This window comes from Neobacillus sp. B24 (genome assembly GCF_055381825.1).
Genome location: NZ_AP035777.1, coordinates 4,702,449 through 4,729,327, shown reverse-complemented (window position 1 = coordinate 4,729,327; position 26,879 = coordinate 4,702,449). Strand labels below are relative to the sequence as shown.

Here is a 26,879-nt window from a genome sequence, read left to right as displayed (position 1 = left end):
TGAAATTTTTTAATAGTGGAAGGAAAATGAACAAATGGCGATGGAAAAATTGATTGTGAAAGGCGCCAGAGCCCACAATTTGAAAAATATTGATGTAACCATACCTAGAGATAAGCTTGTTGTCTTAACAGGACTTTCCGGTTCAGGAAAGTCCTCACTCGCGTTCGATACGATTTATGCTGAAGGTCAGCGCCGTTACGTCGAATCACTGTCGGCCTATGCGCGCCAATTCCTCGGCCAAATGGATAAGCCGGATGTAGATTCCATCGAAGGACTCTCCCCAGCCATTTCAATTGATCAAAAAACCACAAGCCGGAACCCGCGTTCCACCGTCGGAACGGTAACCGAAATCTATGATTACCTGAGATTATTATTTGCGCGTGTCGGCCATCCAACCTGTCCAAATCACAACATTGAAATCTCTTCCCAGACAATTGAGCAGATGGTTGACCGGATTCTCGAGTATCCAGAGCGAACCAAAATGCAGATTCTCGCGCCCGTTATTACCGGCCGAAAAGGACAACACATCAAGGTATTTGAAGACATTAAAAAGCAGGGGTTTGTCCGCGTCCGCGTTGACGGAGAAATGTTGGACCTCGGGGATGATATCGAGCTTGATAAAAATAAAAAGCATTCGATTGAAGTAGTTGTCGACCGAATTGTCGTTAAGGACGGAATTGCCCCACGGGTAGCCGATTCCTTGGAAACTGCCCTTGGTCTTGGCGAAGGAAAAGTGATCGTCGATGTGATCGGTGAAGAAGTGTTGCTGTTCAGCGAAAATCATTCCTGTCCAATTTGCGGCTTCTCCATCGGTGAGCTAGAGCCGCGGATGTTTTCGTTCAACAGTCCGTTTGGCGCTTGCCCCGAATGCGATGGCCTTGGCTCAAAGCTGGAAGTCGATGTCGACCTTGTGATTCCTAACAAGGATTTAACTCTGAAACAGCATGCGATTGCCCCTTGGGAGCCGACAAGCTCGCAGTATTACCCTCAGCTGCTGGAGGCGGTCTGCAGTCATTATGGTGTGGATATGGATATCCCGGTGAAGGACATCCCGGAACATCTAATGGAAAAAATTCTTTATGGCTCCGGAAGTGAGAAAATCTACTTTAAATATGAAAACGATTGGGGTCAAGTCCGCGAAGGCTATGTCGAATTTGAGGGCGTCGTACGCAATGTTGAACGCCGCTATAAAGAAACAAGCTCTGATTATATTCGTGAGCAAATGGAAAAATATATGGGCCAGCAGGCTTGCCCGACCTGTAAAGGGTTCCGTTTAAAAAAGGAAACATTGGCGGTATTAATCAATGGGAGTCATATCGCCCATGTGACAGACCTTTCAATTGAAGAGGCTCAAGAATTTTTCTCGGGTCTGCAGCTTACTGAAAAAGAAGAGCAGATTGCCAGATTGATTCTACGAGAAATTAATGAACGACTCGGTTTCCTCGTTAATGTCGGACTAGATTACTTGACGTTGAGCCGTACGGCAGGCACGCTTTCCGGCGGCGAGGCCCAGCGGATTCGTTTGGCAACCCAGATTGGCTCACGGTTAACCGGGGTTCTCTATATCCTGGACGAACCTTCAATCGGACTTCACCAACGTGATAACGACCGCCTGATTGGCACGCTGCAAAACATGCGTGACATTGGCAACACCTTGATTGTTGTTGAGCACGATGAAGACACCATGATTGCTGCCGACTATTTAATTGATATCGGTCCAGGTGCTGGTGTTCATGGAGGCGAAGTGGTTTCTGCCGGAACACCTGCTGAGGTGATGGCCGACCCGAACTCACTGACAGGGCAGTACCTATCCGGGAAAAAGTTCATTCCACTGCCATTGGAGCGCCGCAAGCCGGATGGCCGTTACGTTGAAATCAAAGGGGCAGCCGAGAACAATTTAAGAAATGTCAACGTTAAGATTCCACTTGGCATGTTCATTGCCGTGACCGGCGTATCCGGCTCTGGCAAAAGTACCTTGATTAACGAAATCCTGCATAAGGCGCTGGCGCAGAAGCTAAATCGTGCGAAAACAAAGCCGGGGCAGCATAAAAGCATCAAAGGTATCGATTACTTGGAAAAAGTAATAGACATCGACCAGTCGCCAATTGGAAGGACACCCCGCTCCAACCCGGCTACTTATACCGGGGTGTTTGATGATGTCCGAGATGTGTTTTCGGCCACAAATGAAGCGAAGGTCCGCGGCTACAAAAAAGGACGCTTTAGCTTTAACGTCAAGGGCGGCCGTTGTGAAGCTTGCAAAGGTGATGGGATTATTAAAATTGAGATGCACTTTTTGCCTGATGTTTATGTCCCTTGTGAAGTGTGCCACGGTAAACGCTATAACCGGGAAACGCTTGAAGTAAAGTATAAAGGAAAAAATATCGCCGATATCCTTGATATGACTGTCGAAGATGCGGTTAAGTTTTTCGAAAACCATCCGAAAATCAGCCGCAAGCTGCAAACCATTTATGACGTCGGTTTGGGGTATGTCAAGCTTGGCCAGCCTGCTACAACTTTGTCAGGTGGAGAAGCACAGCGGGTAAAACTGGCTTCCGAGCTGCACAAGCGTTCCAACGGAAAGACGATCTACATTTTGGATGAGCCGACAACTGGTCTACATGTAGATGACATTTCCCGCTTGCTTGTGGTCCTGCAGCGTCTGGTTGAAAATGGCGATACTGTTTTAGTCATCGAGCACAATCTTGACGTCATTAAGGCAGCCGATTATTTAATCGACCTTGGACCAGAGGGCGGCGACAAGGGCGGTACCATCGTCGCAACTGGCACGCCGGAAAAGGTCGCTAAAGTACCGGAGTCCTATACAGGAAAATACCTGAAGCCAATTCTCGAGCGCGACCGCTTACGAATGCAGCAGCAAGTTGAGGATAAAAGCACAATAAAAGCATAATTGATTTAGAACTGTTGGCCCAGTTTGTGGGCTGACAGTTCTTTTTTTGTCTCGAAAAATGGGTTTGGCGAATAACGAATCATATTCGGCGAATAATAGCTTCAGCTCGGCGAATAACCGATCGAATTCAGCGAATAACACCATGAAATCGGCGAATACCTAACAAGGTTCGGCGAAAACAACTAGCCCAATTCATAAGACGGTATCTAATCTGCCATGCAAAAATTTCAGTTTGGCGAAAAGTTGCTTGTTTTCCGCGAAAACCTGAACCAATTCGGCGAAATCTACTCCTATTTCCGCGAAACTCCGCCTCAAATTGGCGAAATCCACTCCTATTTCCGCGAAAAATACCTCGACTCCAACTAAATTCCCAGTGAAGTGTAACAAACCCACCTGCAATTCCGTCTTGAAATTGAAACAATTTTGAAATATTAGTAGAATAGTAATAGAAATTCCAAAAAAAGGAGATGAATTTATGATACTACGATCGATTCTCCGCCAAATCCTTTTATGGTTGATAACCGTATTCATTTTTCTAAGTCTATTATTCATGCCGCGTACGGCAGCCTATCAAACCGGAGCGGGCGGACAATTCGAAAGCGCATCCCAGACCTATTCCCTGGGTGTCCACGTTCAGCAATTTAAAGATTTTTTTCAATACATAAAGGAAAATAAAGGGCTAGGTACCTTTCATAACGGCTATTCGCTATCAGATAATATCTGGCGCACATTCAAAAAGAGCATGCTGATCACGATTCCAGCCCTCATTCTCGGCTTTTTCCTCGGGATTGCCAAAGGCCTCTTTGATTACCGAATCCGTAACCGGTGGGGCAAACTGTTTGGGGTCAGTACGACAAGGTTTTTCCTGTCGATACCCGATTTATTTTTAATAATCTCCATCCAACTTTTACTAATGGAAGGCTATCATGCCGGTTGGCTGCCTCATATTATCGTGTACGGAAGTGATCAGTTAAGTGTCGTCATTTTGGATATTATCTTTCTCACTATCTATCCCATTTTTTATATCGCTAACATCACTTATTTCAGCATCCGCGACGAGCAAGGAATGGATTACATACGAACCGCACTATCGAAAGGTACTTCTTCATTAAAAATACTGTACCGTCATGTATTGAAAAATTGTTTCGTCAAGATCTTGAGCCATACAAATACCATCACGCTATATACACTCTCGAATCTATTTATCGTGGAGTTTTTGACGAATTACCATGGCGCCGCCCAGGCTTTCTTTGAAACAGTCCAATCGCCTGACTTCCTTAGGATTGGAATGCAGATGGGAATTAACATTTATCCGGCCGCAGGCTATGTCATCCTCTTTACCGCGGTGATTTTACTAGCAAAAGTAGTCAGCGAAATAGCAAAAGGCGCGGTATCACCACTAGAGAGGAAAGGTTGAATATGAAGAAAAATTGGAAGCTTTGGTTCAGTTCGACGTTCCTACTCTTATTAGTGATTCTTGTTTTCGCAGCGCCCCATCTTCCGTTTGTGAATCCGGAATTGGAAAGAACGGTAAGCATAAAGAACGCTGATGGCAGTTTCTCTTTACCTCCATATCCTCCAAGAAAAGAATTCCCGCTTGGCAGTGACCATGATGGCGTGGGAGTGCTGGATCAAATTCTTTTAGGGGCAAAAGAGACTTTAACCATTGTCCTTTTAGTTGTCCTAATTCGCTATATCTTGGCGATTCCGTTAGCAATAGGCGGGTTTTATTCAAGATTCATAGAAAAATGCCTGCAAATCTGGCAGCAGCTTTTTTCCTTTATGCCGCCGATCTTTTTCGTGTCTTTCTTTGTCGCCCTGCCGTTTGTGTTTTTTTTCTGTAAATCGGGGCTTTTGGGTGATCCTCATCCTTGCTGTTCTTGAAACAGGACGGGTGGCCGAGGTCATCATGCAGCACATGAAAGAAACGGAGAGACGCCCTTATATTGAGGCGGGAATCGCCGCGGGTGGAACTCCGTTTAAGATGTTTAAAGATTACTATTTTCCGGTTGTCCTCCCGACAGTGATTATCCTAATAATCAATGATATGGGGCGGGTGCTGTTTCTAATAGCCCAGCTTGGCGTCGTGAAAATTTTTGTCACTCATAAATTTGTCACAGTCGAGAGCGGTGCCTACGAGGTTATTAACACATCCTTGGCTTGGCCGACAATGTTCCAAACTATTACTGCTGATATTTTCACCTACCAGTGGATTCCGTTTTCTGTCATCGGCGCGATTGCGGTAACGATTTATGCCTTTAACATGTTCGCCGACGGGCTCCAGAAATACTTTGAAAATAAATATCGGACCTTCCGGGCGGATTTGTAATTTTGTGAACCATCTGTTCTAAAAAGCGAAACTTACACCATGCCCATTTCGTATATATTGGATAAGAGGTGATTGGAAATGGAAACAAGAAAAGTTCTATCCAGTTTGTGCTATTTTAGTATTTTTTTCGCGGGGTTTATTTTTCCGTTGGTTGTGCTGATTGCGTCTGGGGATGATATTACGAAGAGACACGCTAAAAGCGCACTGTTGTCGCATTTGATTCCACTTATTACGATACCGTTTTTAATTTTTGCAATCCTATATGAATTCGCCAGCATGGAAGCTGAAGTCCCTGTTTTCACGATTATTACTGTCATTCTAGCGGTCCTGGTCTCCATTATTGTAGTCATATGGAACATTATTAAAGGCGTAAAAGTACTAGCTTCGGAATAGGTTTATAGTAGGACAAAATACATTTTTTGAGGGTGGAAAATATGAAAGAGGAACGCAAGCGGATTTTAACCATGGTCGAAGAGGGAAAACTATCGGTGGACGAAGCGCTATCCCTGCTCGATGAACTGCAAAGGGATCAGAAGACGATGGAGCAAAAACAGGCAGACATCGTCAATGAGTTGTCCACCAACGTTCATTTCGAGGAAGCGAAAAAGGAAGACCCTGTCTTTGACAAGTATCAGTCCACAAAGGAAAAGATTTTTGAATTTGTTGATTCAGCATTGAAAAAAATTAAAGAAATAGACCTTGACCTGAATTTCGGTCAATCAGTCGATATTTCCCACATTTTTCACCATGCTGATGCGGAGTTAACTAATATGGATATTGACTTGGCCAATGGCTCGCTCAACATTGTGGCTTGGGATCATCCTGATGTCCGCGTGGAATGCAAGGCCAAGGTCTATCGGGTCGAAAATCAGGATCAAGCCCGGCAGAATTTTTTGCGGGATGTTACGTTTGCGCTTGAAGGTGGCAAGCTCCGCTTCCTGACACAGCAAAAGTGGATGAAACTGGAGGCTGTGATGTATGTGCCGAAAGTACAATATGATAAAGTTCGGGTTCGTATTTTTAACGGTTCAGTTACTGGCGGCCAATTGAATGTCAGTGACCTGCGCGTGAAAACCGCCAATGGAAAAATAAAATTGGAACATCTTTCCGGCACTAAAGCTGAAGTTGAAACGGCGAACGGCAAGATTAAGCTGAAACACAGCCAGTTCGATGAGCTTGAGGCAGAGACCATCAATGGTGCGATTAAGGTGGAGGGCGATTTCAAAAAGGTCGATACTCAGTCTTTTAACGGCAATGTCAGTGTGCTGTTAAAAGGAGACCGCAGCGAATGGGTTCATGCCAAAACCACGACAGGCCCAATTGAAGTGTATGTTCCTGAGGGGACGCCTGTCGATGGTGAGCTAAAGACCAACTTGGGCGGCTTCAACCTGAATCTCGTCGGTGTTCAGGTTCTTGAGGAAAAGAGCGAAATGATTCAAAAATCGCTCCGCTTCCAATCTGTCAATCATCCTGATAAAATGGTAAAAATATACGCCGATTCCAAATCGGGTTCCATTACGGTTCAAAAATCATTTGACGATAAAAAGTAGGGGTTCGGAAGCATGAGATGGTTACTTGGATGTTTGATTAACGCGGTTTTGTTTATGGCATTTGCCGGATATTTTCACGAAAGCTTTTACCTGACAGGCTTTTGGGCTGCACTGCAGGCGAGCATACTATTATCCATCTTAAATGTATTGGTGCGCCCGCTGCTGATCTTGTTCACCCTGCCGGTTACGGTGCTGACGATGGGGCTGTTTCTGTTCGTCATCAACGCCATCACCCTGGAGTTGACGGACTATCTAATGGGAGATGCCTTTGAAATCTCCGGCTTTGGCATGGCGTTGCTCTTTGCGGTGTTGATGTCTTTCGGCAACATTATTATACAAAAAACGTTTATGGACCCAACCCGATCATCAAATAGAAGAGAGAGAAAGTAACAAAGGTGCGTGACTGCTTAATTGCAGCCGCACTTTTGTTTTTTAATGAACGAAAGTATGGTTATTAATAAAAAAATGTTAAAATAAGAGGAAATTGGTTTTTACATAGAAAAATGGCTGCAGTTTTTCAATTAAAGGAGGAAGTTTCCTTGTTAAAAGTTCGTACCAAGGATATTCTTGAAAAATTTGATTTGGAATTGATTAGCGGTGAGGAAGGGATTAACCGCCCGATTACGATGAGTGATATTTCCCGGCCGGCCCTCGAAATTGCCGGTTATTTCGAATACTATCCTGCGGATCGGGTTCAACTGCTTGGGATGACAGAATTGTCGTTTTTCGAAGAGCTATCCCAGCGTGAAAAGGCTTCCCGGATGGAGCGGCTGTGCACCGACATTACCCCGGCGATTATTATCACACGGGATCTGGAGGTTCCTAAGGAACTGATCGAGGCTTCCGAGCGCGAATCCGTGCCCGTTCTCAGAACAAAGATAAAGACCACTCGTTTTTCCAGCCGCTTGACCAACTATTTGGAAAGTAAACTGGCTCCAACCACGGCCGTGCACGGCGTTCTTGTCGATATTTACGGTATTGGTGTGCTCATCACCGGAAAAAGCGGCGTAGGTAAAAGTGAAACCGCACTCGAATTGGTCAAGCGCGGCCATAGGCTGGTCGCTGATGACTGCGTCGAAATCCGCCAGGAAGACCAGGATACATTGGTCGGCACCTCTCCGGAATTAATTGAACATCTACTAGAAATTCGCGGGCTGGGCATCATCAATGTCATGACACTGTTTGGCGCCGGCGCTGTCCGCAGCAACAAACGAATTACCTTGGTCATCAATTTAGAAATCTGGGATTCCAAAAAGCAATACGACCGTCTTGGTTTGGACGAAGAAAAAATGAAGATTATTGATACCGAGGTGACCAAACTCACTGTCCCGGTTCGCCCTGGACGAAATCTCGCCGTTATTATTGAGGTGGCTGCGATGAATTACCGCCTCAAGCGGATGGGTGTCAATGCGGCCCAACAATTTACCGAACGGCTTTCCGATGTGATCGAAGACGCGGACCATGAGGATATTTAAAAAATATGTTTCAAAAGGAAGAGGAGATAGAGAATGAAAGAAAGTATTCAGCCGCTTGACCCGATCGCCTTTTCACTCGGGCCGATTCAAGTGCACTGGTATGGGGTCATTATTGGTTCTGGACTGGCCCTTGCGCTGTACCTGGCAATCCGCGAAGGCAACCGCCGCGGCCTGCCGAAGGACACGTTTGCTGACCTAATGCTGTGGGCGATTCCGATTGCGATCATTTCCGCCCGCATTTATTACGTTATTTTTGAATGGGATTATTATAAACATAACCTTTCGGCGATTCCGGCGATTTGGAACGGCGGGATTGCGATTCACGGGGCGTTGATTGGCTCTGTTGTGACAGCGTACGTGTTTGCGAAAAAACGCGGGATTTCATTTTGGAAACTTGCCGATATTGCCGCCCCGAGCATTATTCTCGGCCAGGCGATTGGCCGCTGGGGCAATTTTATGAACCAGGAGGCCCACGGCGGTGAGGTGACCCGGGCGTTTTTAGAAAACCTGCATCTGCCGGAATTCATCATTAACCAGATGTATATCAATGGAACCTATTATCACCCAACCTTTTTATATGAATCGATTTGGAATTTGGCAGGGTTTATAATGCTGCTTCTGCTGCGCCGTGTGAACCTGCGCCGCGGAGAAATGTTCTTAACCTACGTGATTTGGTACTCAATCGGACGCTTTTTCGTGGAGGGGATGCGGACAGACAGCCTGATGCTCGGCAGCTTGCGAATGGCACAAATGATTTCAATTGCGTTAATTATTGTTGCTGCCGCCATCTGGATTTACCGCCGAAAAACGCGGCTTGCGGAGCTTCGTTATCAGGCACAGGAAAATTAGACATATACAAGGGGAGCGTTTGGGGAATGCTGGTTAGCTCTGTGAAAAAGGGACTATTGGTTGGCTTAAAAACAACATGGACATTAGGGAAAATCATTTTTCCGGTTACACTCATTGTTGCGGTACTGCAATATACGCCGGTCCTGCCGTGGGTAATTAAAATCGTATCCCCGCTGATGAAGCTGATCGGCTTGTCAGGGGATGCGGCGATTCCGCTCGTGCTCGGGAATTTTCTCAATCTTTATGCCGCAATTGGCGCGATACTAACACTTGATTTTTCAGTAAAAGAAGTTTTCATCTTGGCCGTAATGCTGTCATTTTCACATAATTTATTTATTGAATCCGGGGTGGCCATGAAAGCGGGCGTTAAGCTCTGGGTCGTGTTGACAACGCGGCTGGGCCTTGCTTTCGTTTCTGCAGCGGTAATTAATCTTGTTTGGCACGGCGGCGGTGAGCAGGCCAAGTATGGCTTGATTGAAAACAATATGGAACAGGCATCAGGGTTTGCACAGATTTTTTTACAAGGGCTTGAAAAAGCAGGCCTCGGCATCCTGCAGCTGGCGATGATTGTCATTCCGCTGATGGTTGTGATTCAATTTTTGAAGGATATAGAGTGGCTGAATAAGTTTTCGAAGACAATGGCTCCGGTTACCCGGTCGCTGGGGATGCAGGAAAACACCTCAACCACAATGGCAGCAGGATTATTGTTTGGTCTTGCTTATGGGGCAGGTGTCATGATCCAAGCGGTCCAAGAGGACGGGGTCAGCAAAAAGGACGTCACATTGGCGTTTATTTTTCTAGTAGCTTGCCATGCGGTCGTCGAGGATACACTCATTTTTGTACCGCTCGGCATCCCGGTTTGGCCATTATTCTTGATTCGGCTTGGCGTGGCGATTGTACTGACGCTGATTGTCGGCACGATTTGGAAGCGTACCGGACTGTTAAGACGAAAGGAAGCAACCTATGAATAACAAGATTACGACGTTATTGTTTGATTTGGATGGAACGTTAATTGATACGAATGAACTGATTATTACTTCGTACCTTCATACACTTGAAAAATATTATCCTGGCAAGTATCACCGGGAGGACGTCTTGCCGTTCATGGGGCCGACACTGGTTGAAGCGTTTAGTACGGTTGACTCTGACCGCGTGGAGGAATTGGTGCAGGAATACCGCACCTTTAATATTGCCAACCATGACTTCCTGGTGAAGGAATTTGAAGGTGTTTTTGAAACAATACAAACTTTATATGAAAAAGGTTATAAGCTTGCGATTGTGACGACTAAAAAGCACGATGTCGCGATGAAAGGACTCCGGTTAACAGGACTGGATAAGTTTTTTGAAGTTGTGATTGCGCTAGATCATGTGGAAAAAGTAAAACCTGACCCGGAACCAATTTTTAAAGCTTTGGAATTGTTAGATTCGACGCCTAGTGAGGCCATCATGGTCGGCGACAATTTTCACGATATACTGTCCGGAAAAAATGCTGGTACACTAACAGCTGGTGTCGCCTGGTCAATCAAAGGCCGGGATTACATTGCTAAATATGAACCTGATTACATCTTAGAGAATATGACTGATTTAGTAACCATTCTCGAGGTGTGAATTAAATGAGGAACACGACCCGCTACCCTGTACAAGGGGCAAATTCGCTGTGGCAAATATACAAAACCGTGTCGTTTTGGAAGGTTGCCAAAAACTTTGTGGTCATTCAGATTGCCCGTTATACGCCGTTTCTGGGTGTAAAAAATTGGCTGTACCGCACGTTTCTCCGGATGAAAGTCGGTGAGCAGACGGCTTTCGCTTTGATGGTCATACCCGATATTATGTTTCCGGAAAAAATCAGCGTCGGCTCTAACAGTGTCATTGGGTTCAACACGACCATTCTTGCGCACGAATACCTGATTAAGGAATATCGCCTTGGCGACGTCGTGATTGGCAATGATGTCATGATCGGCGCCAACTCAACGATTATGCCAGGTGTGACAATTGGGGACGGTGCGATTGTATCCGCTGGAACATTGGTACATAAGGATGTCCCAGCCGGCAGCTTTGTCGGCGGCAACCCGATGGTGATGGTGTATACAAAGGAACAGCTTGCCGAACGCTGGGCCGATGACCCGATTTATGGAAAAAAGAATACGTAGTTATAACCCGGTCCCTGGATGTGACCGGGTTTTTGTTGTTTGGACAAGATTCGGGAGGGTAGTTTTGCAAAGACGCTATTAAATAGGGGGAATCTGGATAAGCTACGGGGGTGTCAAACCAGATTTGGCGAAATCTTATCAGAATTCGGCGAAATGCAGCCTGCTTTTCGCGAAATACCGGATTAGTTTGGCGAAATGTAGCCTGCTTTTCGCGAAATACTGGATTAGTTCGGCGAAATATTTAACAAGTTTACCGAAATGTAATAGAACTCCGGCGAAATAGAGGCTATTTTCTGGCGAATAATCAATTCAGCCCCCCATCCCGCAAACTTTTTTCATTGACGAAACCTCCCTCAAGCGGTAAACTACTAATAATTAACTTTAATTCTCTAACATATTAGCAGACTAAAGCGAAACGAAAAGGAATGAGCACAATGAGCCGCTTATTTATGTTTGAAAAGCCTTTGGGAATGCGGGATACACTCCCGGAACTGCTCGAAAAGAAGCATCGTGTCCGCTCATCCATAGCGGAGACGATGAAGCTTTGGGGCTACCAATTTATCGAAACCCCGACTCTTGAATACTATGAAACAGTTGGCGCCGCTTCAGCCATTGGCGATGCCCAGCTTTTTAAATTGCTTGATAAAGAAGGGCACACGCTCGTATTACGGCCAGAAATGACAACCCCGATCGCCCGGGTTGCTGCCTCCAAATTATTAAACGAAGACCTGCCCGTCAGACTGGCTTACTCGGCTAACGTCTACCGAGCTCAGCAGCGCGAGGGGGGGCGGCCGGCAGAGTTTGAGCAAATCGGTGTCGAATACATAAACGACGCGACGATTTCATGTGACGGTGAAGTCATTGCCCTATTGATTTCTTCATTAAAGAAAGCAGGACTGAAGCAATTTCAAGTGTCGGTAGGTCATGTCGGGTTCGCCCAGGAATTATTTATGCAAATACTCGGGACGAACGGACGGGCGACAGCACTAAGGAAGTTTTTATATGAAAAAAATTACGTTGGTTACCGCGAGAACGTTCAATCTCTCAACCTTTCATCCATCGATAAGCAAAGGCTGCTAAAGCTCCTGCAGCTAAGGGGCGGCGAAGAGGTGATTGGCCAGGCCCTCGAAATTATCGAAAACGACAAAGGCAAGCAGGCAATTTTAGAGGTCCAGGAACTTTGGCAGGTTATCAAGGATTATGGTGTTGAGGAGTATGTGAAATTTGATTTTTCCATCGTCAGCCATATGAGTTACTACACTGGAATTCTCTTCGAGGTTTATGCAGGAAATGTTGGTTTTCCAATTGGCAACGGCGGCCGCTACAGCTTGCTTGAGAAGTTTGGAAAAAGTGCCACAGCAACTGGGTTCGCGGTCCGGACAGATATGCTGCTTGAGGCACTTGGCGGCAGGACAACAGAACCATCACCACACTGTATTTTTTACAGCCAGGAACGGCGCAGAGAAGCTTTTCAGCTTGCGGAAAAACTGCATGAGGAAGGCAAGCAGGCAGTTCTGCAGGATATTACTGGCGTGAAAAATCCCGATGCCTTCACGAAAAAGTTTGCCGAGACAACCTTTTTAATCGGGGGTGCTGGCCAATGAATAACGTATTAACGATAGCGATGCCAAAGGGCCGGATTTTTGAAGAAGCGGCTGAGCTGCTGCGGAAAGCGGGCTACAAGCTGCCTGCGGAATTTGATGACTCACGGAAATTGATTATCGATGTTCCCCAAGAAGGGCTGCGATTTATTCTTGCCAAACCGATGGATGTGGCCACCTATGTTGAGCACGGCGTCGCTGATGTCGGAATTGCCGGCAAAGATGTGCTGCTAGAAGAGGAACGCGATGTTTATGAGCTGCTTGATTTAAAAATCAGCGCCTGCTATTTGGCTGTTGCTGGCATGCCGGATACGAAAATGAACGACGTCGCACCAAGAGTGGCGACCAAATATCCGAATGTCGCGGAAGCTTATTTTCGCGAGCAAGGGGAGCAGGTCGAAATCATCAAGCTGAATGGTTCAATTGAGTTGGCGCCATTAATCGGCCTGTCTGACCGGATTGTTGACATCGTCTCCACCGGACGGACGTTAATGGAAAATGGGCTAGTCGAATACGAAAGAATCGTTGACGTCACGTCCCGTTTGATTGTCAATCCTGTCAGCTATCGAATGAAGGATGCCCCGATTGACGACCTGGTTGCCAGGCTGCATGAAGTAGTCTCTACGGAGGAAATTTGAAATGAAAATAGTAAAAGTAAATGAACAGATTTCGATAAAACGCTCGATTGAAGCCGGCACCTCTGAGCAGCAGGCTGCTGTGAAAAGTATTATCGCCGATGTGCGGGGGCGAGGTGACGCTGCACTACGGGAGTTTACAGAGAAATTCGACGGCGTTTCACTTTCTTCTTTTTCGATTACCGAAAAAGAAATCGCCGAGGCCTATGAGCAAATGGATGAACAATTTATAGCGATCGTTCGAGAGGCTGCTCAGAATATCCGCACCTATCATGAAAAGCAGCTCCGCCCATCATGGATGACAACGGAAGAGAACGGCACGATTCTAGGTCAAAAAATTACCCCGCTTGATTCGGTAGGGGTATACGTACCCGGGGGCACAGCGGCCTATCCGTCATCCGTGTTGATGAACGTGATCCCTGCAAAGGTGGCTGGAGTGGAGCGAATTGTCATGGTCTCTCCTCCCGGCACCGATGGAGAACTTCCGGCTGCTGTGCTGGTTGCCGCCAAGGAAGCAGGCGTCGAGGAAATTTACAAAGTTGGCGGCGCCCAGGCCATTGCGGCGTTAGCCTACGGAACGGAATCAATTGGTTCTGTCGATAAAATTACCGGTCCCGGAAATATCTATGTCGCCCTTGCCAAACGCGAGGTGTTCGGTGATGTTGATATTGACATGATTGCCGGCCCGAGCGAGATCGCAATTTTGGCAGACGACACCGCACATGCCGATGAAGTAGCAGCTGACCTGTTGTCGCAGGCTGAGCATGACCCACGGGCCTGCAGTGTGTTGGTGACACCATCTTCTGCGTTGGCTGAAGCTGTGGCGGCAGAGGTGGAACGCCAATTGGCATTGCTTCCGCGTCGGGAAATTGCCGCTCGCTCGATCGCTGATTACGGGGCGATTTATCTGGTATCGGACATTGAGGAAGCAGTGGAAACGGTGAATCAGCTGGCGCCAGAGCACCTTGAGATTATAACGGCAAATGCCATCGAATTGCTTGGAAAAATCCGTCATGCCGGAGCGATTTTTATCGGCCGCTACAGTTCCGAGCCTGTCGGTGACTATTTTGCTGGTCCGAACCACGTGCTGCCCACTAACGGAACGGCCCGTTTCTCCAGCCCGCTGAATGTGGATGATTTTCAAAAAAAATCAAGCGTGATTATATACAGTGAGAAGGCTTTGAAGGAAAACGGTACGAAAATTGCAGAATTCGCCCGGAAAGAAGGGTTGGAAGCCCACGCCCGGGCAGTTGAAATCCGACTTGAAAACGACCGGAAGTAACATTTTTCAGTTTCGCGGAAATATTGAATTTCATCCCAGAAATATTATAAAAACAGTCTTAATTTTTATGCTCTGTCATAGCTGAATGTTGATTTAACTGAGAAATAAAAGAAATATACAATAAACGGAAAAATTCCGTTTAAATTGGGAAATACTCTTATTTCCTTAAAAATAGAGGAAGTTTTTCCGCTTATATTATGCAAATCTTAGGATTTTGTCTAATTTAGAGCAGTTAAACGGAATTTCTCCGCTTATATCTGCTTCTAAAGCTCCTCTTTATAAATTAGACGGAAATTCTCCGCCTATGAATTCTCATACCTACACGAAAATCAATAATGAAAGCCAATATTTAAAAAAGAGGTGACTCTAATGGAACGAATTGCAAGTGTTGATCGGAAAACCAATGAAACAAATATTAAACTAGTACTTGATGTGGATGGGGAGGGGCGCTCTAACCTTGAAACGGGTGTGCCATTCTTAACCCATATGCTTGATTTATTTACAAAGCATGGGCAATTTAATTTAACTGTTGATGCCAAGGGTGACATTGAAGTTGATGACCACCATACGACAGAGGATATCGGCATTTGTCTCGGGCAGGCACTTCGTGAGGCGCTCGGCGACAAACGGGGAATTAAGCGTTACGGGAATGCGTTTGTGCCGATGGATGAGTCACTCGCCCAAGTTGTTGTTGACCTCAGCAATCGACCACACCTTGAAATGCGTGCCGAATTCCCGGGGCAAAAAGTTGGAACCTTCGATACCGAACTCGTCCATGAATTCCTTTGGAAGCTGGCGCTAGAGGCTCGAATGAACCTTCATGTCATCGTCCATTACGGAAAAAATACGCACCACATGATTGAAGCAGTATTCAAAGCACTAGCGAGGGCGCTCGACGAAGCTACCACCATTGATCCACGAATTAAAGGCGTCCCATCAACGAAGGGAATGCTTTAAACCTCGGGTTGTGACAGTAAAGAAAGGATGTTAACAATGATCGGTATTGTTGATTACGGCATGGGGAATTTGTTTAGTGTGAGTAAAGCACTGGAACGGCTTGGTGCAGATTATTTTATTTCCGCTGATAGCCAGGAGCTGCTCGCGGCAGATGCGTTAATCGTGCCGGGAGTTGGCGCCTTCCGCGATGCCATGGAGCTGCTGCCAAAAGACACGATTAAAGAGTTTGCGGCCAGTGGCAGGCCACTTCTAGGCATTTGTCTGGGCATGCAGCTGTTGTTTGAAAATAGTGAGGAGAACGGCCTAACCGAGGGTCTAGCCCTTCTGCCAGGGAGTGTCCGCAGATTCCCAGGGCAAACGAAAGACGGCAATTCCTACAAGGTGCCACATATGGGCTGGAATCGCCTGCAATTCGTCCAAAGCTCGCCGCTTCTGGAGAATCTTGAAGAGGATTATGTCTATTTTGTCCATTCCTATTTCGTCGATGCCGAGTCTTCAGAAGTGCTGCTGGCAAAAACGGATTATAACGCGCAGGTAGCCGCTGTTGTTGGCCGGGGTAATATTTTCGGGATGCAATTTCATCCTGAAAAAAGCGGTAAACTGGGGATGGCTTTACTCAATAACTTTTTAAAAATGACAGCGGAAAGGAAGGCGGTTCGATGAGCTTCATAATCTATCCAGCCATTGATATGCGGGGCGGAAAATGCGTCCGCCTTCTCCAAGGCGATTATGACAAGGAAACCATCTATGGCGATTCTCCTTTTGATATGGCTCAAAGCTTCGCGGCAGACGGTTCACAGTGGATTCATATGGTTGACCTTGATGGCGCCAAGGACGGAAGACGGGTTAACGACATGTACGTAATTCAAGCCGCGCAACAGCTACATAATGTAAAAGTTCAAATCGGCGGCGGGATTCGCACCGAGCAGGATATCGCCCATTATCTTGAAAATGATGTAGACCGTGTGATTATTGGCAGCATTGCGGTGTCAAACCCGGAATTCGCCATCGACATGATCAAAAAATACGGCGCAAAGATTGCAGTCGGAATCGACGCGAAAAATGGCTATGTCGCTACCCACGGTTGGCTCGATACATCAAGTGTCAAAGCGGTTGAACTTGGTAAACGTTTTGCGGACACTGGGGCAGAAACGTTCATTTTTACTGATATTGCCACAGACGGCATGCTTTCCGGACCAAACATTGCCGCTGTCAGTGAGCTTGCAGCAATCACCGGGAAAAATGTCATCGCTTCAGGCGGAGTGAGCAGCCTGGATGATTTAAAGGCACTCACAGACGCCAAAGGTATCGGCGGGGCGATTGTCGGCAAGGCACTTTATGAAAAGCGATTTACTTTAAAAGAAGCATTACTGGTTTAAGGGAGGGGATTTTTTTGACATTAACAAAACGAATCATCCCCTGTCTTGACGTTAAAGACGGGCGGGTAGTCAAGGGGATACAATTTGTCCAGCTTCGTGATGCCGGTGACCCAGTGGAATTGGCACGGTTTTACGATGAGCAGGGGGCAGACGAACTCGTATTCCTTGATATTTCAGCATCGGTTGAGGGCAGGAAAACGATGGTTGAAGTTGTCAAAGCGGTTGCCTCAGAGCTGGCGATTCCGTTCACGGTTGGCGGCGGCATCAATTCGCTTGATGACATGAAAAAAATCCTTCGTGCCGGTGCGGATAAAGTGTCGCTAAACACGGCTGCAGTCAATAACCCGGAACTTATTAAAGAAGGGGCAAACTACTTTGGCTCCCAGTGCATTGTCGTGGCCATCGATGCCAAGTTTGATGCCGAGCTAGGCACGTGGCGCGTTTACACCCATGGCGGGCGAACACCGGTTGATAAAAAGGTCATTGACTGGGCGCGGGAGGCGATGGAACTTGGCGCCGGTGAAATTTTACTAACTAGCATGGACAGCGACGGCGAGAAAAATGGCTTTGACCTCAGTCTGACAAAAGCGGTTAGTGAAGCCGTGACGATTCCTGTGATCGCCTCTGGTGGGGCAGGAAATGCCGGACACTTTGCCGAAGCCTTTACTGAAGGAAAAGCCGATGCCGCGTTGGCTGCCTCAATTTTTCATTATAAAGAAACATCCGTTCATGAAGTCAAAATTTATTTGCACGAAAAAGGAATATTGGTTCGCTGAAAGGGAGTATGGACAATGAATATAGAAGAAATACGCTTTGATGAAAAGGGTCTTATCCCAGCGATCATTCAGGACGCCGAGACATTGGAAGTCTTAACACTAGCCTACATGAACAAAGAATCGCTGGCAAAGACGCTGGAAAGTGGTGAAACCTGGTTTTTCAGCCGCTCACGCCAGGAGTTGTGGCATAAAGGAGCGACGAGTGGAAACACCCAAACAGTCGTGGGTATCAAATACGATTGTGACCAGGATGCGCTGCTTGTCCAAGTGCAGCCTAAAGGCCCAGCCTGCCATACAGGAGCGGTTAGTTGCTTTTCCGGTGAGGCTGTTTCCGAGCGGAAATCAAGTCTGGCAGATTATCAAATCCTGCAATCTCTTGAAAAAGTAATCTTGCAGCGCGAGGTGGAACGGCCGGAAGGCGCCTATACGACTTATCTTTTTGAAAAAGGTGTCGATAAGATTTTGAAAAAAGTCGGTGAGGAGGCTGCCGAGGTCATCATTGCTGCAAAAAATCGCGACCACGAAGAATTAAAGTGGGAAGCCGCAGATTTGCTGTACCACCTTCAAGTTCTGTTGGTTGAACAAGGTCTTCCATTCAAAGAAGTATTGCTAACTTTAGAAGAAAGACACAAAGGCCGGTCCTGATTTTGGGGCCGGTTTTTATGTAGCATTGTAGAGGTTCGCTCCGAATTGCAGATATATTGCTAAATTTGTAGATATCCGCTCAGAATTGCAGATATGTTGCTAAATTTTGTAGATATCCGCTCAAAATTGTAGATATGTAGTGAAAATTTGTAGATATCCTGCAAATTTTTGTAGATATATTTTTGTTGTACCACCACCAATTTCATTTTCTGGTCGTTTTTGCGAAGATTCTGGCCGCTTTTAGGATTTTTCTGGTCAAAATCATGATGATTCTGGTCACTTTTTCAATTATTCTGGTCAAATATAAAAATTTCTGGTCACACTCCATTAACGCATCACCCCAAACCCCTCTCCAAAAAATTCCTACCCACCCACTAAAGTCAATCCCTTCTCGTACGGGCTCAAATTATGTTATACTACATAAGTTATCAAAGGAAGATGGAGGACTTCATGGTGAAGGACGCTAAAGCAAGAATGCAAAAAGGGAATATTGTCACATTTGTCCCGACGGGGGAATATTATTTCAAGAAAGGAATAAAGGCATACCATCGACGTGATTTTTTAAAAGCAAAAAAATATCTGGGACGGGCGTTACAGCTTGAGCCGGGTGAACCGATGATTGCCTGCCAGTTGGCGATAGTGTCAACGGAACTTGGCGAGTTTGAACATTCCAACCGACTCTTGCATCTCATCCTTGAAGATCTTGATCACGAAATGGTAGAATGCCACTATTTTTTAGCAAATAATTATGCCCATTTGGGATTTTTTAAAGATGCTTATCATCATGTGAAACTGTATTTGGAACATGATCCAGATGGTGATTTCTCCGAAGATGCCGAGGAATTGCTCGAGATTCTGGCACTTGAATATGATGATTTGGAGGAAGAATTTTATCATCAAGATGATTTGATCGTGAAGCAGGAACAGGCCCGTGAGCTGCTTGAATCCGGCTACTTCCAAAAAGCGATTGAGCTGCTGAAAGAAGTTGTCCAGGAATATCCGGAATACTGGTCCGCGTACAATAACTTGGCGCTCGCCTATTTTTACCTTGGCAAAGCGGAAAAGGCAGAAGCTATTTTGGATGATGTACTGAGGCTGAATCCTGGAAATCTGCATGCACTCTGCAACCAACTGGTATTTGCCCATTATCAAGGGCGTTACAAGTTTGTTGCCGAGATGCGTGAAAAACTGAAAAAAGTGCAGCCGCTTCTAAGTGAGCACCAGTTCAAACTGGGAACTTCGTTCGCGTTGGTCGGCGAATATGACCATGCTTACTTATGGCTGAAAAAATTATATAAAGCCGGGTTTGATGGCGATGGGCCGTTCTATTACTGGCTTTCATACGCAGCGTATTTCACGGGGAGAGAAACCTTTTCCCAGTCAATTTGGAAAAAGGTACTTGAACTTAATCCAGATAAGGAAGGGCATGAGCCGTGGAACGTGGATAAGCCAGGCGACGGTTTTGAGGATCTTGCAAGGTCGATTTTTCAAAAGCTCGAAAGTGACTATGTGGAGGAGAGGCTATTTGCCTTATTCCTGACATCGGTTTCGAGCAGAAAAGACGAGATTATGACGTCAAAGCGTCTGTTCCAAAATCAGAAGTTAACCAAGCTGGAAAAGGAATATATTTCGCTGATCAGGTCGGGGAAACCGTCCCGGACTGCTGATGCTCAAGAGGTTGCTGAGATTTTCTATGAAAATTATCAGCCGATTGGCGCCGTGGAGGCTGGCTTGTATTTGATGTGGTTCTCGGTGTTTGTTGAGGCAGCCAAGAACAATATTCTCCTAAAAAACAAACGCGCCTGGGCAGCAGCGGTTGAATATGTTTGGCACCGTCTGCGCAGTGAAAAAGTGTCTCAACAAGAGTTGGCCAACCGCTACGGGGTTTCCTCCGCAACGATTGGGAAATATGTGAAACAGGTAAATCAGCTGCTAGACTAATGTCTAATGCCCACAGCCGCCTAATCTGAGCAGATTTTTGGACTAAATTATGAATGTTTAATACGATTAAGTCGGGAATACTAGACTTAATCGTTTTTTTATATAACTAGCTGCAGCGCCTAGCCCCTCGAGGTCATGCGCCAATCCGTCAAGAAGGCTAAAAAACAGCCTTCTCGCCGGCTCGTCTTATGCTTGTCGGGGCTGGTCAAGGCGCTTCCGCTTTTAGAATAGGGAGTGAAATATACCATGACAGAAGAAAAAATTTATGATGTCATTATTGCCGGGGCTGGTCCTGCAGGAATGACAGCTGCTGTATATACATCACGTGCCAACCTATCCACACTCATGATTGAGCGCGGCATGCCTGGCGGACAAATGGCTAATACTGAAGACGTTGAAAACTATCCAGGGTTTGAAAGTATCTTGGGCCCGGATTTGTCGACGAAAATGTTTGAGCATGCGAAAAAGTTCGGTGCTGAATATGCTTACGGTGACATTAAGGAAATTGTTGACCATGGGGATTACAAGGTGGTTAATGCCGGGTCGAAACAATATAAAGCTTATTCCGTGATTATTACAACTGGTGCCGAGTACAAGAAGGTCGGCGTACCGGGCGAGAAAGAGCTTGGCGGCCGCGGGGTATCCTATTGTGCCGTTTGTGATGGGGCGTTCTTCAAAGGGAAAGAGCTTTATGTAATTGGCGGTGGAGACTCTGCTGTCGAAGAGGGCGTTTACTTAACTCGTTTTGCATCAAAAGTAACCATTGTGCATCGCCGCGACCAGCTTCGTGCTCAAAAAATTCTTCAGGACCGTGCCTTTGCCAATGAAAAAGTGGATTTCATCTGGAACCACACAATTAAGTCCATCAATGACAAAGATGGCAAAGTGGGCAGCGTCACATTGGTGTCAACAGTCGACGATTCGGAACAAACACTGCCTGCTGATGGTGTGTTCATTTACATCGGAATGGTACCGTTATCGAAACCGTTCGAGAGCCTTGGCATCACCAATGAAAATGGCTATATTGAAACAAATGAAGAGATGGAAACTAAGGTTAAGGGGATTTTTGCAGCTGGTGATATCCGCGAAAAATCGCTTCGCCAGATTGTAACAGCAACAGGCGACGGGAGTATTGCTGCACGCAGCGTGCAACACTACGTAGAAGAACTAAAGGAAGAACTAAAACTAAAACAATAATCTACAGAAACGTTGGAATGTAAATTTTGTAAAGAAAAAAGTGAAAAAAGTAACCCGTTTTTCACCCAACTGTAACAGTAGTGAAACAAAGATATTGTATGATTATATAAATTGACCCCCTTTAAAAATATATACCTTTTCCCGCACAGGCCCAGCAGCCTGTGCCTTTTTTTTGTGTGTTCTACACTAGGAAATCGTGAAATTACCTTTAGCATCGTGTATAGTCATATAAAGGTTCCTGACACCAATACGTACCTTACCACAGTGGCAAACCATCGAATGGTGCATGACACCAATACCAACATAACCACTGTTAACAAATAATTAACAGAATTATCAAATTTGTATTCGTTGTGGCGGTGTTCGAAATTATAGTATAATGGTATGAATGAATTAGTTTGTTATTGCAGGATATTTGGCGTTAGTACTGCTTATTTATAAAGAGGGTGAATTGTTGTGCAGCGGGTCACCAATTGTGTGTTGATTAGAGATAATAAGGTATTGTTGCTGCAGAAACCGCGGCGTGGCTGGTGGGTCGCGCCAGGCGGGAAAATGGAGCCGGGTGAATCGGTACGCGATTCCTGTATCAGGGAATACCGGGAAGAAACAGGCGTATACTTAAAGAACCCACAGTTAAAAGGAATTTTTACAATCATTATGAAGGAAGGGGACCAGCTCCTTTCAGAGTGGATGATGTTCACGTTTGTGGCAAAGGATTCGGACGGTATCGACCTTGAGGAATCCGACGAGGGGAAGCTCGAATGGCATCCGGTTGACCAAATCAAAGGTCTGCCAATGGCTGCTGGCGACCTTCATATTCTTGATTATATGATTCATGGAAAAGGAATGATTTACGGTACTTTTACATACACCAAGGACTTTCAGCTCATCAGTTATCGATTAGATCCAGGTTAATGAATGAATAGGGGGAATAGAAATGAGTACCGGTTCGACAAGTGATATCCAGATGGTCATTATTACCGGAATGTCCGGCGCAGGAAAAACAGTGGCAATTCAAAGCTTTGAAGATTTAGGATTCTTCTGTGTCGATAATTTGCCTCCTACTTTATTACCAAAGTTCCTCGAACTTATGAAGGAATCAGGGAATAAAATGAATAAAGTTGCCCTAGTCATGGACCTTCGAGGCAGGGAGTTTTTTGATCATCTCTTTAAAGCATTGGATGACAATCTGGCGGAAACCTCCTGGGTCACGCCGCAAATATTGTTCCTCGATGCGGATGATGCGACACTTGTGCGCCGCTACAAGGAAACAAGACGTTCTCATCCACTGGCTAAGTCCGCGTCTCCGCTTGAGGGAATTAAGCTGGAGCGGGAGCTTCTAGAGGAATTAAAAGGCAGAGCACAAGTAATTTACAACACTTCCCAGATGAAACCACGGGAATTACGTGAGAAGATAGTATCGGAGTTTACTGCGAATAAACAATCAATCTTTACCGTCAATGTCATGTCATTTGGCTTTAAACATGGAATCCCAATCGATGCAGATTTGGTTTTTGACGTGCGATTCCTGCCAAATCCACATTATATCGAGCACATGCGTCCGAAAACAGGGTTGGATGAAGAGGTCTCCAGCTATGTTTTAAAATGGAACGAAACAAATAAGTTTTTGGAAAAAGTAACAGACTTGCTCAGCTTCATGATGCCGCACTATAAACGGGAGGGCAAAGCGCAGCTGGTTATTGCTATCGGATGTACCGGCGGGCAGCATCGTTCTGTTGCCCTAGCCGAATACATCGGACGATACTTCCAAAATGATTATAAAACCGTCGTTTCACACCGTGACATTGAGAGGAGAAAGGAACAGACAACATGAGTTATAATGGACAGCCTAGAATCGTTGTCATTGGCGGGGGGACGGGGCTGCCGGTGCTGCTGCGGGGTTTAAAGCAGTATCCAGTAGATATCACCGCGATTGTAACCGTAGCCGATGATGGCGGCAGTTCAGGCAGAATCCGCGAGGACCTCCACATCCCTCCTCCTGGCGATGTCCGCAATGTGCTAGCAGCATTATCGGATGTTGAACCGCTTGTAGAGGAAATGTTCCAGCACCGGTTTAAAACATCAAATGAGCTTTCTGGCCATTCGCTCGGTAATCTGATTTTGGCGGCGATGACCTCGATTACCGGTAATTTTGTTCATGCCATCCAGGAAATGAGCAAGGTTTTAAATGTTCGTGGGAGAGTCCTGCCTGCCGCAAATCAGAGTGTTGTGCTCCATGCAGAAATGGAGGACGGTGCGATTGTTTCCGGAGAATCGAAAATTCCCTATTCCGGGAAGAAAATTAAAAAAGTCTTTATGACACCAAAAAATATCCGGCCGCTGCCTGAAACGATACAAGCGATTCGCCAGGCGGACTTGATTATACTAGGCCCAGGCAGCCTATACACCAGCATTTTGCCCAATCTTCTTGTTCCAAGACTTGGAGATGAGGTGTGCCGATCACATGCCAAAAAGGTGTATATATGCAACTTGATGACTCAGGCCGGTGAAACACATGGCTATACGGCCAGCGACCATGTGAGGGCCCTTTATGACCATATGAGCTGTGCGTTTATTAACACGATACTAGTGAATAATGAAGAAGTTCCGCCTGATGTTCAGCTTCGATATAAAGAGGAACTGGCCAATCCGGTTGCCTATGATTTGCCGCAGCTTTCCGACCTTGGACTTGAGGTCGTTCACGCTGATATTGCCAACCTTGAAAATGGTGCGCTCCGGCATGATCCAAAAAAAGTCGCAAAAATTTTATATAATTTATTAATTTCTGAAACCAAAAAGCGTTATGAAGCGTAAATAATGTGATTGTATTATTTTTGTGAAAAAGTGTTTGTGTTTCAGTTGGAGGTGAGGGAATGTCTTTCGCTTCGGAAACGAAAAAGGAATTAACGAACCTAGAAGTGAAACCTTGCTGCAGCATTGCCGAACTGTCGGCAATGATCCGCATGAATGGTTCCCTTTCCTTTTCTAATCGAAAAATGGTTGTCGATATTCAAACCGAAAATGCAGCGATTGCCAGAAGAATTTATACCCTATTGAAGAGGAATTATCAGGTGCAGGTCGAATTGCTCGTCCGGAAAAAAATGCGCTTGAAAAAGAACAATGTTTATATTGTCCGGCTAGCGGAGAGGGCAAGAGAAATTCTCGAGGACACGAAAATTATCGGGGAAGGTTTCACCATTATCCATGATATTTCACCGGATCTTATTAAAAAGAAGTGTTGTAAGCGTTCTTACCTGCGCGGTGCATTTCTAGCCGGAGGGTCGGTCAATAACCCGGAAACATCTTCCTATCATTTGGAAATTGCTTCACTTTATAAGGAGCATAATGATTCTTTATGTGAATTAATGAATACATTTGGGCTCAACAGCAAAACGCTGGAGCGGAAAAAAGGCTATATTACCTACTTAAAAGAGGCAGAGAAAATAACCGAGTTTTTAAATATTGTCGGGGCCCACAACTCACTGCTCCGTTTCGAGGATGTGCGAATCGTCCGCGATATGCGTAACTCGGTCAACCGTCTGGTAAACTGTGAAACCGCCAATCTGAATAAAACCATTGGGGCTTCACTGCGGCAGGTCGAGAATATCCGTTTCATTGACCGAACAGTCGGTCTGCAGATTCTGCCTGAAAAGTTACGGGAAATCGCCGAACTTCGCATGAATTACACCGAGGTAACACTGAAAGAGTTGGGAGAAATGGTATCAGGTGGTACTATCAGCAAATCAGGTATTAACCACCGGCTGCGGAAAATTGATGAAATTGCCGAAAAGCTGCGGGCCGGAGAAGTACCAAAGACATAATTTTTTTTGGAAATGTGATTATGTTATTTTAGAAAAATAAATATAGAAGAAAGAAACATTAGAGGAGGAATTTTGGTCATGTTGGAGAAACAAGTGGAAGTCAAATTAAAAACAGGCCTGCAAGCCCGCCCAGCGGCACTATTCGTGCAGGAAGCAAATCGCTTCTCCGCCGATATTTTTCTGGAAAAGGACGGCAAAAAGGTCAACGCCAAAAGCATCATGGGCTTAATGAGCCTGGCGGTTGGCTCTGGTGTGGTTATCAACATTATCGCGGATGGCGATGACGAAGAGAGGGCAATTACTGAGCTTGCGCAGTTTATAGAAAAAGAACATTAATGGAGGGGTTCGGCTGTTTTTGGAAAGCACTTTTTTAATCTAGAAAGTATAGTTTAGTTAAAGAATGAATAACCTTAGTTGGATAGAATGACCTTTCTCTAAGGAAGTATACATCAGCTCGGGAGCCTGGACAAGGAAGCCCGAGCTTTTCCTTTTGATAAGCTATTCTTTAAAAAATACTCTTTATTTTCTTTACATATTCGATTGTTTCCTTTTTTCCTAATGCTCCATGACCTCCAATAGAAGGCAGTATTGCCGGACCTGGCCGGACAATATAATAAAAATCAAATATCACCTTACTTACTGTACAATCATGGCCGACTTTTTGAAGTCCTTCAATAAAGGGTATAACGTGATGAAGCATATCCAACTCACAATAAGCATTTTGTAAATAATATATTTTTGGAACATACTTTATTTTTTTGAAAAAGTCAATGACGTTTATCCGTTCTGGGAATAAACTGACAATTTCCTCTTCAGACATATTAGGGTAGGAATATTCAAAAACCTGCTTTACTGGTACTTTAAGCCATTTTAGCAGTGAGGTTTGCGGACTGTTTACAAGTGCGATGGTCCCTTTTACATACCCAGCTAAATAGAAGGACATAAATCCCCCGCCCGATGACCCGTAAAATATAACATTCTTTTTAGGGATTTGTGTTTTTTCGATTAGTTGTCCGAGAATGTCAGCAATATCTTTTAAGAAGAATCTTTCAATCGTTCCTTGGCCCCAGCCTAAAGGAAGTTTCTCATCAAAATATAGAGTTGGATCATTGTAATAAATCACCGAATCATCAAAGTCATCGATCCAAGAATGTCTTTGAAAGTAGGGGGTGAATACTCTAGCTTCATTTGTAATCGTGCCAGCACCGGATCCTAAAATCAGTAAACCTGAAGCATCCTGTTTCATCTTAATTAAGAATTCGAATTTTATACCATCCCAATTAACAGTTAGGATAAATGGCTGGTTGAAGGGGATTTCAAAGTCCTTCAATTCATCGTATGGAATGACCTTATTTGGAAAGGAACTTAACAAACTTTTCCACAT

General features: G+C 45.4%; 28 protein-coding genes. 27 read left to right on the top strand and 1 reads right to left on the bottom strand.

Annotated elements, in window-relative coordinates; genetic code table 11:
- Window positions 1–34 precede the first annotated feature (34 nt).
- The 27 genes from uvrA to ACZ43M_RS23410 all read left to right on the top strand — a co-directional run bounded on the left by uvrA (window position 35) and on the right by ACZ43M_RS23410 (window position 25,831).
- On the top strand, window positions 35–2,908 hold the full coding sequence (gene uvrA, locus ACZ43M_RS23540) for an excinuclease ABC subunit UvrA (RefSeq protein WP_464504936.1): 2,874 nt from the start codon (window positions 35–37) through the stop codon (window positions 2,906–2,908).
- 475 nt (window positions 2,909–3,383) lie between these two features.
- Window positions 3,384–4,325, top strand: coding sequence for an ABC transporter permease subunit (locus ACZ43M_RS23535; protein WP_464504935.1), 942 nt, complete (start codon window positions 3,384–3,386; stop codon window positions 4,323–4,325).
- Window positions 4,326–4,327: 2 nt separating this feature from the next.
- Window positions 4,328–4,792: a hypothetical protein gene (locus ACZ43M_RS23530; protein WP_464504934.1), complete on the top strand. Its 465-nt coding sequence runs from the start codon at window positions 4,328–4,330 to the stop codon at window positions 4,790–4,792.
- Window positions 4,767–5,237, top strand: coding sequence for a hypothetical protein (locus ACZ43M_RS23525; protein WP_464504933.1), 471 nt, complete (start codon window positions 4,767–4,769; stop codon window positions 5,235–5,237). Before ACZ43M_RS23530 ends, ACZ43M_RS23525 begins: the two co-directional genes overlap by 26 nt.
- Before the next feature lie 78 nt (window positions 5,238–5,315).
- Window positions 5,316–5,630 (top strand): magnetosome magnetite crystal formation protein family, encoded by a 315-nt coding sequence (locus ACZ43M_RS23520; RefSeq protein ID WP_464504932.1) that lies wholly within the window; start codon window positions 5,316–5,318, stop codon window positions 5,628–5,630.
- A gap of 41 nt (window positions 5,631–5,671) precedes the next feature.
- Complete coding sequence (locus ACZ43M_RS23515; protein WP_464504931.1) at window positions 5,672–6,787, top strand: DUF4097 family beta strand repeat-containing protein; 1,116 nt, start codon at window positions 5,672–5,674, stop codon at window positions 6,785–6,787.
- Between the two features lie 12 nt (window positions 6,788–6,799).
- The gene (locus tag ACZ43M_RS23510; protein ID WP_464504930.1) at window positions 6,800–7,177 is read left to right on the top strand and encodes a phage holin family protein; all 378 of its coding nucleotides are present in this window, start codon (window positions 6,800–6,802) and stop codon (window positions 7,175–7,177) included.
- Between the two features lie 149 nt (window positions 7,178–7,326).
- Window positions 7,327–8,262 carry an HPr(Ser) kinase/phosphatase gene (hprK, locus tag ACZ43M_RS23505; protein WP_464504929.1) on the top strand — a complete coding sequence of 312 codons (936 nt, stop codon included), beginning with the start codon at window positions 7,327–7,329 and terminating at the stop codon, window positions 8,260–8,262.
- A 33-nt stretch (window positions 8,263–8,295) separates the two neighbouring features.
- Entirely contained in the window at window positions 8,296–9,111 is an 816-nt protein-coding gene (gene lgt, locus ACZ43M_RS23500) for a prolipoprotein diacylglyceryl transferase (protein WP_464504928.1), read from the top strand.
- 26 nt (window positions 9,112–9,137) lie between these two features.
- Window positions 9,138–10,082, top strand: a complete 945-nt coding sequence (locus tag ACZ43M_RS23495) for a nucleoside recognition domain-containing protein (RefSeq protein ID WP_464504927.1) — start codon at window positions 9,138–9,140, stop codon at window positions 10,080–10,082.
- Window positions 10,075–10,719, top strand: a complete 645-nt coding sequence (ppaX, locus tag ACZ43M_RS23490) for a pyrophosphatase PpaX (RefSeq protein WP_464504926.1) — start codon at window positions 10,075–10,077, stop codon at window positions 10,717–10,719. Before ACZ43M_RS23495 ends, ppaX begins: the two co-directional genes overlap by 8 nt.
- Before the next feature lie 5 nt (window positions 10,720–10,724).
- Complete coding sequence (locus ACZ43M_RS23485) at window positions 10,725–11,261, top strand: acyltransferase (RefSeq protein ID WP_464504925.1); 537 nt, start codon at window positions 10,725–10,727, stop codon at window positions 11,259–11,261.
- Window positions 11,262–11,695: 434 nt separating this feature from the next.
- Entirely contained in the window at window positions 11,696–12,865 is a 1,170-nt protein-coding gene (locus ACZ43M_RS23480; RefSeq protein ID WP_464504924.1) for an ATP phosphoribosyltransferase regulatory subunit, read from the top strand.
- Window positions 12,862–13,500, top strand: coding sequence for an ATP phosphoribosyltransferase (gene hisG / locus ACZ43M_RS23475; protein ID WP_464504923.1), 639 nt, complete (start codon window positions 12,862–12,864; stop codon window positions 13,498–13,500). The genes ACZ43M_RS23480 and hisG overlap by 4 nt, the downstream gene beginning before the upstream one ends.
- Before the next feature lies 1 nt (window position 13,501).
- On the top strand, window positions 13,502–14,779 hold the full coding sequence (gene hisD, locus ACZ43M_RS23470) for a histidinol dehydrogenase (protein ID WP_464504922.1): 1,278 nt from the start codon (window positions 13,502–13,504) through the stop codon (window positions 14,777–14,779).
- A 369-nt stretch (window positions 14,780–15,148) separates the two neighbouring features.
- Window positions 15,149–15,736: an imidazoleglycerol-phosphate dehydratase HisB gene (gene hisB, locus ACZ43M_RS23465; RefSeq protein ID WP_464504921.1), complete on the top strand. Its 588-nt coding sequence runs from the start codon at window positions 15,149–15,151 to the stop codon at window positions 15,734–15,736.
- Between the two features lie 36 nt (window positions 15,737–15,772).
- On the top strand, window positions 15,773–16,399 hold the full coding sequence (hisH, locus tag ACZ43M_RS23460) for an imidazole glycerol phosphate synthase subunit HisH (protein ID WP_464504920.1): 627 nt from the start codon (window positions 15,773–15,775) through the stop codon (window positions 16,397–16,399).
- Window positions 16,396–17,115 (top strand): 1-(5-phosphoribosyl)-5-[(5-phosphoribosylamino)methylideneamino]imidazole-4-carboxamide isomerase, encoded by a 720-nt coding sequence (hisA, locus tag ACZ43M_RS23455; protein ID WP_464504919.1) that lies wholly within the window; start codon window positions 16,396–16,398, stop codon window positions 17,113–17,115. Before hisH ends, hisA begins: the two co-directional genes overlap by 4 nt.
- Before the next feature lie 14 nt (window positions 17,116–17,129).
- Window positions 17,130–17,891 (top strand): imidazole glycerol phosphate synthase subunit HisF, encoded by a 762-nt coding sequence (gene hisF, locus ACZ43M_RS23450; protein WP_464504918.1) that lies wholly within the window; start codon window positions 17,130–17,132, stop codon window positions 17,889–17,891.
- 15 nt (window positions 17,892–17,906) lie between these two features.
- Entirely contained in the window at window positions 17,907–18,536 is a 630-nt protein-coding gene (gene hisIE / locus ACZ43M_RS23445; protein WP_464504917.1) for a bifunctional phosphoribosyl-AMP cyclohydrolase/phosphoribosyl-ATP diphosphatase HisIE, read from the top strand.
- A 450-nt stretch (window positions 18,537–18,986) separates the two neighbouring features.
- Entirely contained in the window at window positions 18,987–20,477 is a 1,491-nt protein-coding gene (locus ACZ43M_RS23440) for a tetratricopeptide repeat protein (protein WP_464504916.1), read from the top strand.
- Between the two features lie 246 nt (window positions 20,478–20,723).
- Window positions 20,724–21,674, top strand: a complete 951-nt coding sequence (gene trxB / locus ACZ43M_RS23435) for a thioredoxin-disulfide reductase (protein ID WP_464504915.1) — start codon at window positions 20,724–20,726, stop codon at window positions 21,672–21,674.
- 456 nt (window positions 21,675–22,130) lie between these two features.
- Window positions 22,131–22,589, top strand: coding sequence for an NUDIX hydrolase (locus tag ACZ43M_RS23430; protein WP_464504914.1), 459 nt, complete (start codon window positions 22,131–22,133; stop codon window positions 22,587–22,589).
- A gap of 22 nt (window positions 22,590–22,611) precedes the next feature.
- Window positions 22,612–23,508, top strand: a complete 897-nt coding sequence (gene rapZ / locus ACZ43M_RS23425) for an RNase adapter RapZ (protein ID WP_464504913.1) — start codon at window positions 22,612–22,614, stop codon at window positions 23,506–23,508.
- A complete protein-coding gene (locus ACZ43M_RS23420; protein ID WP_464504912.1) occupies window positions 23,505–24,488 on the top strand; it encodes a gluconeogenesis factor YvcK family protein in 984 nt (327 codons plus the stop codon). Before rapZ ends, ACZ43M_RS23420 begins: the two co-directional genes overlap by 4 nt.
- 59 nt (window positions 24,489–24,547) lie before the next feature.
- On the top strand, window positions 24,548–25,495 hold the full coding sequence (gene whiA, locus ACZ43M_RS23415) for a DNA-binding protein WhiA (RefSeq protein WP_464504911.1): 948 nt from the start codon (window positions 24,548–24,550) through the stop codon (window positions 25,493–25,495).
- 78 nt (window positions 25,496–25,573) lie between these two features.
- A complete protein-coding gene (locus tag ACZ43M_RS23410) occupies window positions 25,574–25,831 on the top strand; it encodes an HPr family phosphocarrier protein (RefSeq protein ID WP_464504910.1) in 258 nt (85 codons plus the stop codon).
- A gap of 169 nt (window positions 25,832–26,000) precedes the next feature.
- On the opposite strand, the gene ACZ43M_RS23405 is transcribed toward ACZ43M_RS23410, so the two are convergent.
- Window positions 26,001–26,867, bottom strand: a complete 867-nt coding sequence (locus tag ACZ43M_RS23405) for an alpha/beta hydrolase (RefSeq protein ID WP_464504909.1) — start codon at window positions 26,865–26,867, stop codon at window positions 26,001–26,003.
- Window positions 26,868–26,879: the final 12 nt, after the last annotated feature.

Excerpts from the sequence above, each read along its gene's own strand:
- uvrA (WP_464504936.1), top strand. The coding sequence starts at position 35 with ATGGCGATGGAAAAATTGATTGTGAAAGGCGCCAGAGCCCACAATTTG.
- ACZ43M_RS23535 (WP_464504935.1), top strand. The coding sequence starts at position 3,384 with ATGATACTACGATCGATTCTCCGCCAAATCCTTTTATGGTTGATAACC.
- ACZ43M_RS23530 (WP_464504934.1), top strand. The coding sequence starts at position 4,328 with ATGAAGAAAAATTGGAAGCTTTGGTTCAGTTCGACGTTCCTACTCTTA.
- ACZ43M_RS23520 (WP_464504932.1), top strand. The coding sequence starts at position 5,316 with ATGGAAACAAGAAAAGTTCTATCCAGTTTGTGCTATTTTAGTATTTTT.
- ACZ43M_RS23515 (WP_464504931.1), top strand. The coding sequence starts at position 5,672 with ATGAAAGAGGAACGCAAGCGGATTTTAACCATGGTCGAAGAGGGAAAA.
- ACZ43M_RS23510 (WP_464504930.1), top strand. The coding sequence starts at position 6,800 with ATGAGATGGTTACTTGGATGTTTGATTAACGCGGTTTTGTTTATGGCA.
- lgt (WP_464504928.1), top strand. The coding sequence starts at position 8,296 with ATGAAAGAAAGTATTCAGCCGCTTGACCCGATCGCCTTTTCACTCGGG.
- ACZ43M_RS23495 (WP_464504927.1), top strand. The coding sequence starts at position 9,138 with ATGCTGGTTAGCTCTGTGAAAAAGGGACTATTGGTTGGCTTAAAAACA.
- ppaX (WP_464504926.1), top strand. The coding sequence starts at position 10,075 with ATGAATAACAAGATTACGACGTTATTGTTTGATTTGGATGGAACGTTA.
- ACZ43M_RS23485 (WP_464504925.1), top strand. The coding sequence starts at position 10,725 with ATGAGGAACACGACCCGCTACCCTGTACAAGGGGCAAATTCGCTGTGG.
- ACZ43M_RS23480 (WP_464504924.1), top strand. The coding sequence starts at position 11,696 with ATGAGCCGCTTATTTATGTTTGAAAAGCCTTTGGGAATGCGGGATACA.
- hisG (WP_464504923.1), top strand. The coding sequence starts at position 12,862 with ATGAATAACGTATTAACGATAGCGATGCCAAAGGGCCGGATTTTTGAA.
- hisD (WP_464504922.1), top strand. The coding sequence starts at position 13,502 with ATGAAAATAGTAAAAGTAAATGAACAGATTTCGATAAAACGCTCGATT.
- hisB (WP_464504921.1), top strand. The coding sequence starts at position 15,149 with ATGGAACGAATTGCAAGTGTTGATCGGAAAACCAATGAAACAAATATT.
- hisH (WP_464504920.1), top strand. The coding sequence starts at position 15,773 with ATGATCGGTATTGTTGATTACGGCATGGGGAATTTGTTTAGTGTGAGT.
- hisA (WP_464504919.1), top strand. The coding sequence starts at position 16,396 with ATGAGCTTCATAATCTATCCAGCCATTGATATGCGGGGCGGAAAATGC.
- hisIE (WP_464504917.1), top strand. The coding sequence starts at position 17,907 with ATGAATATAGAAGAAATACGCTTTGATGAAAAGGGTCTTATCCCAGCG.
- ACZ43M_RS23440 (WP_464504916.1), top strand. The coding sequence starts at position 18,987 with ATGGTGAAGGACGCTAAAGCAAGAATGCAAAAAGGGAATATTGTCACA.
- trxB (WP_464504915.1), top strand. The coding sequence starts at position 20,724 with ATGACAGAAGAAAAAATTTATGATGTCATTATTGCCGGGGCTGGTCCT.
- rapZ (WP_464504913.1), top strand. The coding sequence starts at position 22,612 with ATGAGTACCGGTTCGACAAGTGATATCCAGATGGTCATTATTACCGGA.
- ACZ43M_RS23420 (WP_464504912.1), top strand. The coding sequence starts at position 23,505 with ATGAGTTATAATGGACAGCCTAGAATCGTTGTCATTGGCGGGGGGACG.
- whiA (WP_464504911.1), top strand. The coding sequence starts at position 24,548 with ATGTCTTTCGCTTCGGAAACGAAAAAGGAATTAACGAACCTAGAAGTG.
- ACZ43M_RS23410 (WP_464504910.1), top strand. The coding sequence starts at position 25,574 with ATGTTGGAGAAACAAGTGGAAGTCAAATTAAAAACAGGCCTGCAAGCC.